This is a genomic window from Pseudomonas sp. H3_E07 (assembly GCF_054668895.1).
On sequence record NZ_CP162795.1, the window covers coordinates 4,191,560 to 4,205,106 of the forward strand.

Below are 13,547 nucleotides of genomic sequence, written 5' to 3' on the forward strand. Positions count from 1 at the left end.
CTGCCTCAGCTTATTGGCAAGCTTCGCAATCCGGCTCGTCAATCGCGCAGGCCTTTGGCACTGGCGCCGGGCCGGCTGGCGCTGCAAGCACCGAATCATCACCGTGGTTGCCACCGCTGGAAACAGCGTTCAGCTTACCGGTGTTGATGGTCGACTTCTCGGTGCTGGTCGCGGCCAGGGCGCGGAGGTAGTAAGTGGTTTTCAGGCCACGGTACCACGCCATGCGGTAGGTCACGTCCAGCTTCTTGCCCGAAGCGCCGGCGATGTAGAGGTTCAGGGACTGGGCCTGGTCGATCCACTTCTGGCGACGGCTGGCGGCGTCAACGATCCACTTGGTGTCCACTTCGAAGGCCGTCGCGTAGAGCTCTTTGAGTTCTTGCGGGATGCGCTCGATCTGCTGCACGGAACCGTCGTAGTACTTCAGGTCGTTGATCATGACCGAGTCCCACAGGCCGCGGGCTTTCAGGTCGCGAACCAGGTACGGGTTGATCACGGTGAATTCGCCCGACAGGTTCGATTTCACATACAGGTTCTGGTAGGTCGGTTCGATCGACTGCGATACGCCGGTGATGTTGGCGATGGTGGCGGTCGGTGCGATGGCCATGATGTTGGAGTTGCGAATACCTTTCTGCACGCGGGCACGTACCGGCGCCCAGTCCAGGGTTTCGTTCAGATCAACGTCGATGTACTTCTGGCCACGGGCTTCGATCAGGATCTGTTGCGAATCCAGCGGCAGGATGCCCTTGGACCACAGCGAACCCTGGAACGTCTCGTAGGCGCCGCGCTCGTCGGCCAGGTCGCAGGAAGCCTGGATCGCGTAGTAGCTGACCGCTTCCATGGACTTGTCGGCGAACTCGACCGCAGCATCCGAACCGTAAGGAATGTGCTGCAGGTACAGCGCGTCCTGGAAGCCCATGATGCCCAGGCCCACTGGACGGTGCTTGAAGTTGGAGTTCTGCGCCTGTGGCACCGAGTAGTAGTTGATGTCGATCACGTTATCGAGCATGCGTACTGCGGTGTTGACGGTGCGCTCCAGCTTGGCGGTGTCCAGCTTGCCGTTGACGATGTGGTTCGGCAGGTTGATCGAGCCCAGGTTGCAAACGGCGATCTCGTCCTTGTTGGTGTTCAAGGTGATCTCGGTGCACAGGTTCGAACTGTGGACCACGCCCACGTGCTGCTGCGGGCTGCGCAGGTTGCACGGGTCTTTGAAGGTCAGCCATGGGTGGCCGGTTTCAAACAGCATGGACAGCATTTTGCGCCACAGGTCTTTGGCCTGGATGGTCTTGAACAGCTTGACCTTGCCTGGGTATTCGGTGAGGGCTTCGTAGTACTCGTAGCGCTCTTCGAAGGCTTTACCGGTCAGGTCGTGCAGGTCCGGGACTTCGGATGGCGAGAACAGGGTCCATTTGCCGTCATCGAAGACGCGCTTCATGAACAGGTCAGGGATCCAGTTGGCGGTGTTCATGTCGTGGGTGCGACGACGATCATCACCGGTGTTCTTGCGCAGCTCGATGAACTCTTCGATGTCCATGTGCCAGGTTTCCAGGTAGGCACATACAGCGCCTTTGCGCTTGCCGCCCTGGTTGACCGCAACGGCGGTGTCGTTCACGACTTTCAGGAAGGGCACAACGCCCTGGGACTTGCCGTTGGTGCCCTTGATGTACGAACCCAGTGCACGCACCGGGGTCCAGTCGTTGCCCAGGCCGCCGGCGAATTTGGACAACATGGCGTTGTCGTGGATCGCGTGGTAGATGCCCGACAGGTCATCCGGCACGGTGGTCAGGTAGCAGCTGGACAGCTGTGGACGCAGGGTGCCGGCGTTGAACAGGGTTGGGGTCGACGACATGTAGTCGAAGGACGACAACAAGTTGTAGAACTCGATGGCACGGTCTTCTTTCTGCTTCTCTTCAATCGCCAGGCCCATGGCCACGCGCATGAAGAACACTTGCGGCAGTTCGAAGCGGATACCGTCCTTGTGGATGAAGTAACGGTCGTACAGGGTCTGCAGGCCCAGGTAGGTGAACTGCTGGTCACGCTCGTGGTTGATCGCCTTGCCGAGTTTTTCCAGGTCGAAGGTGGCCAGGATCGGGTTCAGCAATTCGAATTCGATACCCTTGGCGATGTAGGCAGGCAGGGCCTTGGCGTACAGGTCGGCCATTTCGTGGTGGGTGGCGCTGTCGGCGACTTTCAGGAAGCCCAGGCCTTCGGCACGCAGGGTGTCCATCAGCAGGCGCGCGGTCACGAACGAGTAGTTCGGCTCGCGTTCAACCAGGGTACGGGCGGTCATCACCAGGGCGGTGTTGACGTCGGTCAGGGCCACGCCGTCGTACAGGTTCTTCAGGGTTTCGCGCTGGATCAGGTCACCGTCGACTTCTTCCAGGCCTTCGCAGGCCTCGGTGATGATGGTGTTCAGGCGACCCAGGTCCAGCGGCGCAAAAGTGCCGTCGGCCAGGGTGATGCGGATCGATGGGTGAGCCTGTACGGCGGCTTCTTCAGCCGGGGCACGTACAGCGCGCTCCTTGGAGCGGGCATCACGGTAGATCACGTAGTCGCGGGCAACTTTCTGCTCGCCGGCACGCATCAGGGCCAGTTCGACCTGGTCCTGGATTTCTTCGATGTGGATAGTGCCGCCCGAAGGCATGCGACGCTTGAAGGTCGCGGTGACTTGTTCGGTCAGGCGGGCAACGGTGTCGTGGATGCGCGACGAGGCAGCAGCGGTGCCGCCCTCAACTGCAAGAAACGCTTTGGTGATGGCGACGGTGATTTTGTCATCGGTGTAAGGGACGACAGTGCCGTTACGCTTGATCACACGCAATTGGCCGGGTGCGGTGGCTGACAGATCCAGGTTCGAATCGGCGGCCTGCTGCACGGAGCCTTGCGGGTTCTCGCGAGTTGTGTCGGTTTGCATGGGGGGTTGTCTCCACGTTCTATATTTGATTGCGAGTGCCAGGCTCTTCCTGCAACACCCGTACCGTTTTCCATATCGGGGATGGGAAACAGCTGCCATCCGCGTGAGCGGTTTGGTCTACTGAAAATCGGTTGGTTCCATGCTGCGGTAGCAATAAAACGCTTGAATTTCTTGCCACTTGTGTGGTTGGGCGCTTTCTTGAAAAACCCCACATGTAGGGTCTTATTCAGTGCCGAGGTACAAGATAATGCGTTTTTGAGGGGTTAGCAACGCAGTAACCTGTGGATAACGCTGTGGGTAAAATGTGTAAGAAAGGTTGAATGGGCGTGTAGGCCGCATTGCTGCTGGATTACGCCGTTTGTCATTAATTGTTTCGGGCTTAAAACAACCTGCCCATTTTCGAAGGGCGCGAACCCTATCACAAAAAAACGCGATCACCGAATGGATTTCCCGGCTTGTGTTTGAGGGCTGGCCCGTGGCTACAATCGACCGTATCGGGCTACGCAGTTACCCAGATCATGCCCGCCTTTTATGACAGACATTGAGGTCACCCGTGGAGCAAGAAGCCTGGCAGGTATTGATAGTCGAAGACGACCAGCGACTGGCCGAATTGACCCGTGAGTATCTGGAGAGCAATGGCCTGCAGGTGTCCGTGGAAGGCGATGGCGCCCTGGCAGCGGCGCGCATCATCGCCGAACAGCCGGACCTGGTGATCCTCGACCTGATGCTGCCCGGCGAAGACGGCTTGAGCATCTGCCGCAAGGTGCGCCAGCGCTATGACGGGGTGATCCTGATGCTCACCGCGCGTACCGATGACATGGACCAGGTGCTGGGCCTGGACATGGGGGCCGACGATTACGTGTGCAAACCCGTGCGCCCGCGCCTGTTGCTGGCACGCATCCAGGCCCTGCTGCGGCGTAGCGAACCGACCGAACCGGTTGCCGTGGAGAACCAGCGCCGCCTGCAATTCGGCCCCTTGGTGGTGGACAACGCCTTGCGTGAAGCCTGGCTGAACAATGACGGCATCGAGCTGACCAGCGCCGAGTTCGACCTGTTGTGGCTGCTGGTGGCCAATGCCGGGCGCATTTTGTCCCGCGAAGAACTCTTCATCGCCCTGCGCGGCATCGGCTATGACGGTCAGGACCGCTCCATTGACGTGCGTATCTCACGCATACGCCCCAAGATAGGTGACGACCCGATCCACCCGCGCCTGATCAAGACCATCCGCAGCAAAGGCTATCTGTTCGTCCCCGAAGCCGCCGCCGACATGCCGCTGTGAACTCGATCTTCCTGCGCATCTACGGTGGCATGTGCGCGGCGCTGATCCTGGTGGCCCTGCTCGGCGTGCTGGCCCTGCACCTGCTCAACGAGGTGCGCAGCGGCCAATACCGCGAGCGCCTGGCCCACGGCACCTTCGCCTTGATGGGCGATAACCTGCAACCCATGAGCCCCATCGAGCGGCAACGGGCCCTGGCGGTGTGGGAGCGTTTGCTCGGTATCCCGCTGGAACTGCGCCCCCTGGCCGATGCGCAACTGGATTTGAGCCAACGCAATCGCCTGCAACGCGGCCAGGTGCTGGTGGAGCAGACCGGGCCCCACGCCGCGCGAGTGCTGCGTTTGGTCAATGATCAGGCGCAGCTTGTGCTCATGGGGGAAGTGCAGCAGATCAGCGAACAGCTGGCGCGTGCGACGATCTACCTGCTCGCCGACGAGCTGGTGCGCTTCCCCGTGGCTGAACAGCCGCAGCGCCTGGCGGATATAAAAGAAGCCAAGGGGTTTGGCTTCGATATGCATTTGATGACCCTCGACCAGGCCGACATGGACGAAGACCAGCGCCGCCGCGTCTCGGAAGGCGACACGGTGATGGCCCTGGGCAAGGGCGGCGACTCGATCCGCGTGTTTGCCGGCATGGTCGGTACGCCGTGGGTGCTGGAACTCGGGCCGCTGTATCAAATGAACCCTTACCCAGCGCAATGGTTGATCCTGATTACGTTGATCGGCCTGACCCTGATCGGTTTGATCGTCTATCTGTTGGTGCGCCAGCTTGAACGGCGGCTGCGCGGCCTGGAAGCCGCCGCCACCCGCATCGCCAAGGGCAACCTGGAAGTCCGCGTACCGGCCCGTGGTGCTGACTCGGTGGGGCGCCTGGCCGCCGCCTTCAATGGCATGGCCGAGCACTTACAGCAGTTGCTGGCGATCCAGCGTGAACTGGTGCGCGCGGTGTCCCACGAATTGCGCACGCCGGTGGCGCGCTTGCGTTTCGGCCTGGAGATGGTTGGTGATGCCACCACGGCCGAGGCGCGGCGCAAATACCTGGAAGGCATGGACAGCGATATCCAGGACCTCGATGGCCTAGTCGATGAAATGCTCACTTACGCGCGGCTGGAACAAGGCTCGCCAGAGTTGAATTTCCAGCGGGTCGACCTCGATGCGCTGCTCGATCAGGTCATAGGCGAATTATCGCCACTGCGTCCGCAGGTCAGCGTAAGCCGGGGCATTTGCCTGTCTTCGGCCCATTGGGATGATGCCTGGGTGGATGCTGAGCCACGTTACCTGCACCGTGCGTTGCAGAACCTGGTGAGCAATGCCATGCGTCATGCCCAGGGCCACGTGTTGATCAGTTATCAGGTGGGCCAGGTGCGCTGCCGCATCGATGTCGAAGATGATGGGCCCGGTGTGCCTGAGAGTGCCTGGGAGCGCATTTTCACGCCATTCCTGCGCCTGGACGACAGCCGCACCCGTGCCTCCGGCGGGCATGGGTTGGGGTTGTCGATCGTGCGACGGATTATCTATTGGCACGGCGGGCGGGCGTTGATCAGCAAGAGCAACAATTTGGGTGGGGCGTGCTTCAGTCTGAGTTGGCCGAGGGGTCAGGAGAAAACCTAAGCCTGGATGGCGACCAGGCTCAGCAACTGCCCATCATTCACCGAAAACTGCGCGTGCAGCTCTTTGCCGTGGCACCACTCGCTGGACAGGTCTGTCAGCAACCGCAGCCGTAACTGGCCCGCGTCGGACCACTCCAGCATTTCGGCATGCTCAAAATAGAAGCGCTTTTGCACGATCGGGTACAGCGCCTTGAACAGGCTCTCTTTGGCCGAAAACGTCAATGTCACCAGCTGTGCGATCTGTTCTCGCGGCAGCGTCGCCATCCGTTGCAGTTCATCGGCCGTGAGGATCTCCCCAGCCAAGCGCTCCGCCCGCTCCAGTGTCAGCACATTCTCCAGGTCCATCCCCAGCCCGCGCCATTGCGCCGTGTGCGCGACAATCGCGGCGGCATGCCCGGTGCTGTGGGTGATGGAGCCACAGATATGCGCAGGCCACACCGGCGCACGGTCTTCACCGATGGCGGGGATATAGTTGAGGTGATCGAGCTGTTTCAGCGCGGCGCGGGCGCACAGTCGGCCGGCCAGGAACTCGGCCTGACGCTTGGCCACCGAGCGCTGGATGCTGGCCGGAGGCGGCACGGCGCTGCGCTGGAAATCGCCGGCCGTCAATAAAGCCGGATCAAAGCGGGTGCTGAGAAACACCGTACCCGGCAAGAGGACGGGCAGCGGCCAATGGGCGTCGAGTGGGGTGCAGCAAGCGGGTAGGGAATTCATGGGCGGTATTTTGCCGAGTTGATGGGCAACAGGATAGCCCGCTGCGGTTCAGGTGAGGTTCAGAGCCTGTTCAGGGGGAGTTCAGGGGCGCCTGCGTAGTCTGGGACTCACACAAAGGCAACAGCCAAACGCATAGAGGTATCACCATGACTGCGATCAAACAGCTGATGTTGGCGTTAACCATGCTCAGTGCCACCGCCGGGGTCCAGGCCGCCGACGGTGCCTTCGCCGCGTTCGGCGGTGAGAAAACCAAGAAATCCAGCACCATGCTCCAGCGTGTCAGCTTCGAAGAAGTGGGCAGCCAACCCGCGCCCTGGGGCCAGTCCCTGGGCCTTGCAATCCCGCAGCCGGGCTACCGCGCCGGCTATGAACACCTGACGGGCCAGTTCAATGGCACTAAACTGCGCCCGCAAGACCTGCAGGGCCGCTATGATATCCCTCTGTCGGACAGTTGATTTGCCTTGGAGAGCTTTATGAAATTGCTGGTGGTGGAAGATGAGGCGCTGCTGCGTCATCACCTGTTTACCCGCCTGACCGACAGCGGGCATGTGGTCGAGGCTGTGGCCAATGCCGAAGAGGCCCTGTACCAGACCGGGCAGTTCAACCATGACCTGGCGATCATCGACCTGGGCCTGCCCGGCATGGGGGGGCTGGACCTGATCCGCCAACTGCGTACCCAGGCCAAGACCTTCCCGATCCTGATCCTCACCGCGCGTGGCAACTGGCAGGACAAGGTCGAAGGCCTGGCAGCCGGTGCTGATGACTATGTGGTCAAGCCGTTCCAGTTCGAAGAACTGGAGGCGCGGATGAACGCCTTGCTGCGCCGCTCCAGCGGGTTTACCCAGTCGACGATTGTTGCGGGCCCGTTGCTGCTGGACCTCAATCGCAAGCAGGCGTCCCTCGACGAACAGCCCCTGGCGCTGACGGCCTACGAATATCGGATCCTTGAGTACCTGATGCGCCATCACCAGCAGGTGGTCGCCAAGGACCGCTTGATGGAACAGCTCTACCCGGATGACGACGAGCGTGATCCGAATGTCATCGAAGTGTTGGTCGGCCGGCTGCGTCGCAAGCTGGAAGGCCCGGCCGGGTTCAAGCCGATCGACACCGTGCGTGGCCTCGGCTACCTGTTCAACGAGCGCTGCCGTTGATTCGCTCGCTTCGCGTGCGCTTGATGCTGGCGGCCGCCACCCTGGCCGTGCTGTTCATGCTGGGCTTGTTGCCCGCCATGCAAGGGGCGTTCAGCCTGGCGTTGCAGGATTCCATCGAGCAGCGCCTGGCGTCGGACGTCACGACGCTGATCTCTGCCGCACGGGTTGAAAACAACCGCCTGCTGATGCCGGCGCAATTGCCGGACGAGCGCTTCAACCTCACCGACAGCCGCCTGCTCGGCTATATCTACGATCGCGAAGGCCATCTGGTGTGGCGTTCGCGGGCGACCAAGGAAGAAAACATCAACTACAAGCCGCGCTACGACGGGCGCGGTAACGAATTCGCGCGGATCCGTGAGGCCAACGGCCAGGAATTCTTCGTCTATGACGTCGAGGTCCGGCTGCTGGGCGGCAAGAGCGCGGCGTTCAGTATTGTCGCCCTGCAACCGGTGCGCGAATACCAGTTGACCCTCGAAGGCCTGCGCGAAAACCTCTACCTGGGCTTCGGCGCAGCGTTGCTGGTGCTGTTGACCTTGCTGTGGCTGGGCCTGACTTGGGGCCTGCAGGCCCTGCGGCGCCTGAGCCAGGAACTTGACCAGATCGAAGGTGGCACCCGCGAAAGCCTATCCGAACAACACCCCCGTGAATTGTTGCGCCTTACCGGTTCCCTCAACCGCTTGCTGCACAGCGAACGTGAGCAACGGGCGCGTTACCGCGACTCCCTCGACGACCTGGCCCACAGCCTGAAAACCCCGCTCGCGGTACTTCAAGGTGTGAGCGAAGACATGGCCCAGCGCCCGGAAGACCGCGACCAGGCCTGGGTGCTGCAATCGCAGATCGAGCGCATGAGCCAGCAGATCAGCTACCAACTGCAACGCGCCAGCCTGCGCAAGAGCGGCCTGGTGCGTCACCAGGTGCGCCTGGAGCCGGTGTTGCAAAGCCTGTGCGATACGCTGGACAAGGTCTACCGCGACAAACGTGTCACGGTGTCCTTTGAGCTGCCGGAAGAGTGCGACGTGCCGATCGAGAAGGGCGCTTTGCTGGAGTTGCTCGGCAACCTGCTGGAAAACGCCTACCGCTTATGTTTGAGCGAGGTACGCATCAGCTTCGCGGAAAACCTCGAAGGCAGCGAGTTGTGCATCGAGGATGATGGGCCAGGTGTGCCACCGGATCAGCGCGCCCGGATTCTGCAGCGGGGCGAGCGGCTGGACCGCCAGCATCCGGGGCAGGGGATCGGCTTGGCGGTGGTCAAGGACATCATTGAAAGCTACGGTGCACGGCTGACCTTGGGCGATTCGCCTTTGGGCGGGGCGGCGTTCAAGATTCATTTTCCGGCCTTGTGATCGTTACTGGCCGTGCGGGCCTCCTCGCAGGCAAGCCAGCTCCCACAGTGGATGGGGTTCGAATCACAATGTGTAAACCCGATCCACTGTGGGAGCCGGGCTTGCCCGCGATGGGGCCCTTCCAGGCCATACAGCTCTAACTCTCTTGGGCCCGGTAAGCCCCCGGTGTCAGCCCCGTCCACTTTTTGAACGCCCGATGAAACGCCGACGGTTCGGAAAAGCCCAGCTGCTCGGCAATCTCCTGCAGCGACAAATCTGCGCGGCCCAAATGATAGATGGCGATGTCCCGCCGCAGCTCATCCTTGAGTGCCTGAAAGCTGGTGCCTTCTTCACGCAAATGCCTGCGCAGGGTCTGGGGGCTGATGTGCAAGTGCTGGGCGACGGCTTCCAGGTCCGGCCAGGGACTGCGGTCGCGGCTGAGCAAGCGGCGTAGCTGGCTGCTCAAGCTGTCGCCTTCGTCCGGCCGCGACAGCAGATCGGCGGGGGAGCGTTCCAGGAAGTGCTTGAGCGTGCGTTCATCCTGCAACAGCGGCAGGTTCAGGTAACGCGCGGGAAACACCAGGCTGCTGTTCGGTGCACCGAATACCTGGGCACAGGGAAACAGCAGGTCATATTCGCTGGCGTGAGCCGGCTGCGGGTAGCTGAAGGTGGCCTGGTGCAGCCGGATGCGTTGGCCGATCAGCCAACTGCCCAGGCGATGCCAAATCACCAGCAGGCACTCACTCAAGAAATGCTCCGGGTCCCATAGCTGCGAGTCGTCCAGGCTCAAGCGGGCCATTTCGCCTTCGCGTGTCAGCTGCCAGCGCGGGCCTTGTGGGAATAGGCTATAAAATAATAAGCCGCGTTCCAGAGCCTTCTCCAGCGTGCGGCAATGGATCAGCGCGTGGCACATCATGGCGAAAGTGCCGCGTTTACTCGGACCGTCGGCGAACCCCAGGTATTCGTCGTCCAGCGCCAGCCAGAGCATTTGCAGCAAACGAGTGAACTGCTCCGGCGCGATGCGGGCGCGGGGTTCGGTCAGCAGTTCCGGGGTGATGCCCACTTGTTGCAGCAGGCCCGAGTAGTCATAGCCGGCCCGACGCGCCCCGCCGAGGGCCGCACGGGCGTAATGGCTGGCGATGGTACGTTCACGCATGCGGAGGCCTCGTCCATGGAGGGGCCGATGGTAGCCAGCCCCGGCTGCGGTCACAAGGCGGATATCCGCCAAATTGTAGGACGGGATGGGTCGAGTGGGCGGAAATCCGCCACTTGTTTCGCTGCCTGGGAGGGCGTCTCAAAACGCCAGGCCCTGATGTCTAAGGGCCTTCAGAGCTTTTCAGCAAAGTGGCACGGCGTTTGCGATAGGGATTACAGCGCAGCCTTGTTCCTACAGGGCTCGCAAACAACAAATCCCTCCAGTGCAGGAGGGTTCGCAATTCAAGTGTCGTGGGCAATGGCGGATATTTGCCACACGGGACGATTGAGGAACTTTGCAATGACGACTCGTCAGCCAATCTACAAATCCCTGTACTTCCAGGTGATCGTTGCAATCGTTATCGGTATTTTGCTCGGTCACTTCTACCCGCAGACCGGTGTGGCCCTCAAGCCGCTGGGTGACGGGTTCATCAAACTGATCAAAATGGTCATCGCCCCGATCATCTTCTGCACCGTTGTCAGTGGCATCGCTGGCATGCAAAGCATGAAATCGGTGGGCAAGACCGGCGGCTACGCGCTGCTGTACTTCGAGATCGTGTCTACCGTTGCGCTGCTGATCGGCCTGATCGTGGTAAACGTCGTGCAACCGGGTAACGGCATGCACATCGACGTAGCGACCCTGGACGCCTCCAAAGTGGCGGCCTACGTCACCGCCGGTAAAGACCAGAGCATCGTCGGCTTTATCCTCAATGTGATCCCTAACACCATCGTCGGCGCCTTCGCCAACGGCGACATCCTGCAAGTGCTGATGTTCTCGGTGATCTTCGGTTTCGCCCTGCACCGCCTGGGTGCCTACGGCAAGCCGGTGCTGGACTTCATCGATCGCTTCGCCCACGTGATGTTCAACATCATCAACATGATCATGAAGCTCGCGCCAATCGGTGCCCTGGGCGCCATGGCGTTCACCATCGGTGCCTACGGCGTAGGTTCCCTGGTGCAGCTGGGCCAGCTGATGATCTGCTTCTACATCACCTGCCTGCTGTTCGTGCTGGTGGTACTGGGTGGTATCTGCCGCGCCCACGGTTTCAGCGTGATCAAACTGATCCGCTACATCCGTGAAGAGCTGTTGATCGTTCTGGGTACTTCGTCTTCCGAGTCCGCACTGCCGCGCATGCTGATCAAGATGGAGCGTCTGGGCGCGAAGAAATCCGTAGTAGGCCTGGTGATTCCAACCGGCTACTCCTTCAACCTCGACGGTACTTCGATCTACCTGACCATGGCTGCCGTGTTCATCGCCCAGGCGACTGACACCCACATGGACATTACCCACCAGATCACGCTGCTGCTGGTGCTGCTGCTGTCCTCCAAAGGCGCTGCAGGCGTGACCGGTTCGGGCTTCATCGTACTGGCTGCCACCCTGTCGGCCGTAGGCCACCTGCCGGTTGCCGGCCTGGCGCTGATCCTGGGTATCGACCGCTTCATGTCCGAAGCCCGCGCACTGACCAACCTTGTCGGTAACGCCGTTGCCACCATCGTTGTGGCCAAGTGGGTCAAGGAACTGGACACCGACAAGCTGCAAAGCGAGCTGGCGTCCGGCGGTACCGGTATCTCGGAAACCCGCGAACTGGATGACCTGGGCGTGGCCGAAGGCCCTGCACCTGTCGTCAAGTAAGCCGCTGCTGGCGTGAACTAACGCCGACAGCAACGTACAAACGCCCCGACTGGTTCGGGGCGTTTGCGTTTCTGGCGCATTACTTTGGCAGCTTTTGTTTTACAGTAAGTGAATAGGTTGTAACGCTTGCAGGAGGTTATGTGGACAGTGTGGATTTGAACGTCCTGCGCAGCGTGCTCGAATGGCGCCGTGCCGGGCAGCGAGTGGTGTTGTACAGCGTTGTCCAGACCTGGGGCAGTGCCCCGCGTCCACCGGGCGCCATGCTGGCGCTGAGGGGGGACGGGGTGGTGATCGGCTCGGTGTCGGGCGGCTGCATCGAGGACGACTTGATTGCACGCCTGCAGGATGGCCGGTTGCCTGCAGACGGGCCGCCGGTCCAGTTGGTGACCTACGGCGTTACCCGCGATGAGGCCGCGCGTTTTGGCCTGCCCTGTGGGGGCACCTTGCGCCTGACCGAAGAGCGTGTGCGCGACTGGGCGTGGGTGTCGGAACTGCTGGCGCGCTGTGAAGATCATCAGATCGTCGCACGTGAGCTGGACCTGGCCAGTGGTGACGTCACCTTGAGCAGTGCAAGCAAGACCGATGTGGTCACCTTCGACGGCGAACGCCTGCGTGCCATCTACGGCCCGCGCTGGCGCCTGCTGTTGATCGGTGCCGGGCAACTGTCACGCTACGTGGCGGAGATGGCGCGCTTGCTGGATTTCGAGGTGTTGATCTGCGACCCGCGTGATGAGTTCGTCTACGGTTGGGAAGAACAGCACGGCCGCTTTGTGCCGGGCATGCCCGACGAGGCTGTGCTCAACATCCAGACCGATGAGCGCACGGCCATTGTGTGCCTTACCCATGATCCGCGCCTGGATGATATGGCTTTGCTGACGGCGCTGAACTCCTCGGCGTTCTACATCGGCGCCCTGGGGTCGCGGGTCAACAGTCAGAAGCGTCGGGAAAACCTCGCCGCGCTGGGGTTATCGGCGGAAGCGATCGCCCGCTTGCATGGGCCGATCGGCTTGCATATCGGCAGCCACACCCCGTCGGAGATCGCGTTGTCACTGATGGCGGAAATTGTCGCGATCAAGAACGGTGTGGCCCCGATGCAGAAGAAGCCATTGCCGGTGGTGGCTGAGTGACAGTCACTGCGATTGTGCTCGCGGCGGGGCAGGGCAGTCGCTTCCGCGCCGTGGCGGGTGCTGGCCAGGATAAGTTGCTGGCTGATTGTGTAGGCCTGGATGGCATGACGCGGCCGGTGATCGAGCAGGTGCTGGTGAATCTGCCGACTACTGTGGTTGAGCGTTGGGTGGTGACGTCGCCGGACCGTCATGAAGTGATTCGTTTGGCCGAGGCCTGCGGTTGCAAGGTCCTGCTGCTGCGCTCAGCCGGCATGGGCGACAGTATTGCGGCGGCGGTTGCAGCCAGTGCTGCGGCGGACGGCTGGCTGGTGGTGTTGGGGGATATGCCGTTTATTCGGTCGTCGAGCATTGAGCAGGTGATCGATGGGCTGGAGGAGGGCGGTATCAGTGTGCCGATGCAGGATGGGCAATATGGGCATCCTGTGGCATTTAGCCAGGCATTTGGGCCGGGGCTGATGGCGTTGACCGGTGATCGTGGGGCCAAGCCGTTGTTTGCGCACGCTGCAGTGAGGCAGGTGCAGGTAAATGACCCCGGCGTGTTATGGGATGTCGACCTGCCGCAGTCCCTGAGTTTCACCTCGGGCTAAATGTGGGAGCGGGCTTGCTCGCGAAT

At 61.4% G+C, this 13,547-nt stretch carries 11 protein-coding genes; 8 read left to right on the top strand and 3 right to left on the bottom strand.

Annotation, left to right across the window (positions count from 1 at the left end):
- Window positions 1-10: 10 nt before the first annotated feature.
- On the bottom strand, window positions 11-2,908 hold the full coding sequence (locus tag AB4O08_RS19270; RefSeq protein WP_010208351.1) for a ribonucleoside-diphosphate reductase subunit alpha: 2,898 nt from the start codon (window positions 2,906-2,908) through the stop codon (window positions 11-13).
- A 553-nt stretch (window positions 2,909-3,461) separates the two neighbouring features.
- On the opposite strand from AB4O08_RS19270, the gene AB4O08_RS19275 reads away from it, so the two are divergent.
- Window positions 3,462-4,187 carry a response regulator gene (locus AB4O08_RS19275; protein ID WP_010208352.1) on the top strand — a complete coding sequence of 242 codons (726 nt, stop codon included), beginning with the start codon at window positions 3,462-3,464 and terminating at the stop codon, window positions 4,185-4,187.
- Window positions 4,184-5,794 (top strand): ATP-binding protein, encoded by a 1,611-nt coding sequence (locus AB4O08_RS19280; protein ID WP_176332394.1) that lies wholly within the window; start codon window positions 4,184-4,186, stop codon window positions 5,792-5,794. Before AB4O08_RS19275 ends, AB4O08_RS19280 begins: the two co-directional genes overlap by 4 nt.
- Here AB4O08_RS19280 and AB4O08_RS19285 read toward each other — a convergent pair.
- On the bottom strand, window positions 5,791-6,507 hold the full coding sequence (locus AB4O08_RS19285) for a 4'-phosphopantetheinyl transferase family protein (protein ID WP_176332393.1): 717 nt from the start codon (window positions 6,505-6,507) through the stop codon (window positions 5,791-5,793). The two genes, AB4O08_RS19280 and AB4O08_RS19285, sit on opposite strands and share 4 nt — an antisense overlap.
- Window positions 6,508-6,653: 146 nt before the next feature.
- Here AB4O08_RS19285 and AB4O08_RS19290 point away from each other — a divergent pair, with 146 nt between their 5' ends.
- Genes AB4O08_RS19290 through AB4O08_RS19300 form a run of 3 tightly spaced genes read left to right on the top strand, consistent with a single transcriptional unit; the run spans window position 6,654 to window position 9,001 of the window.
- Complete coding sequence (locus tag AB4O08_RS19290) at window positions 6,654-6,962, top strand: hypothetical protein (RefSeq protein ID WP_021491477.1); 309 nt, start codon at window positions 6,654-6,656, stop codon at window positions 6,960-6,962.
- An 18-nt stretch (window positions 6,963-6,980) separates the two neighbouring features.
- A complete protein-coding gene (locus tag AB4O08_RS19295) occupies window positions 6,981-7,658 on the top strand; it encodes a response regulator (protein WP_010208358.1) in 678 nt (225 codons plus the stop codon).
- Window positions 7,655-9,001 (top strand): ATP-binding protein, encoded by a 1,347-nt coding sequence (locus tag AB4O08_RS19300; RefSeq protein ID WP_010208360.1) that lies wholly within the window; start codon window positions 7,655-7,657, stop codon window positions 8,999-9,001. Before AB4O08_RS19295 ends, AB4O08_RS19300 begins: the two co-directional genes overlap by 4 nt.
- Before the next feature lie 136 nt (window positions 9,002-9,137).
- Here the strand turns inward: AB4O08_RS19300 and AB4O08_RS19305 are convergent, their stop codons facing one another.
- The gene (locus AB4O08_RS19305; RefSeq protein WP_010208362.1) at window positions 9,138-10,136 is read right to left on the bottom strand and encodes an AraC family transcriptional regulator; all 999 of its coding nucleotides are present in this window, start codon (window positions 10,134-10,136) and stop codon (window positions 9,138-9,140) included.
- A gap of 339 nt (window positions 10,137-10,475) precedes the next feature.
- Here AB4O08_RS19305 and AB4O08_RS19310 point away from each other — a divergent pair, with 339 nt between their 5' ends.
- From AB4O08_RS19310 to AB4O08_RS19320, 3 genes are all read left to right on the top strand, one after another.
- Window positions 10,476-11,807 (top strand): dicarboxylate/amino acid:cation symporter, encoded by a 1,332-nt coding sequence (locus AB4O08_RS19310; protein WP_010208364.1) that lies wholly within the window; start codon window positions 10,476-10,478, stop codon window positions 11,805-11,807.
- Window positions 11,808-11,947: 140 nt separating this feature from the next.
- On the top strand, window positions 11,948-12,934 hold the full coding sequence (locus tag AB4O08_RS19315; RefSeq protein ID WP_021491478.1) for an XdhC family protein: 987 nt from the start codon (window positions 11,948-11,950) through the stop codon (window positions 12,932-12,934).
- Window positions 12,931-13,521 carry a nucleotidyltransferase family protein gene (locus AB4O08_RS19320; protein WP_460114281.1) on the top strand — a complete coding sequence of 197 codons (591 nt, stop codon included), beginning with the start codon at window positions 12,931-12,933 and terminating at the stop codon, window positions 13,519-13,521. The genes AB4O08_RS19315 and AB4O08_RS19320 overlap by 4 nt, the downstream gene beginning before the upstream one ends.
- Window positions 13,522-13,547 lie beyond the last annotated feature (26 nt).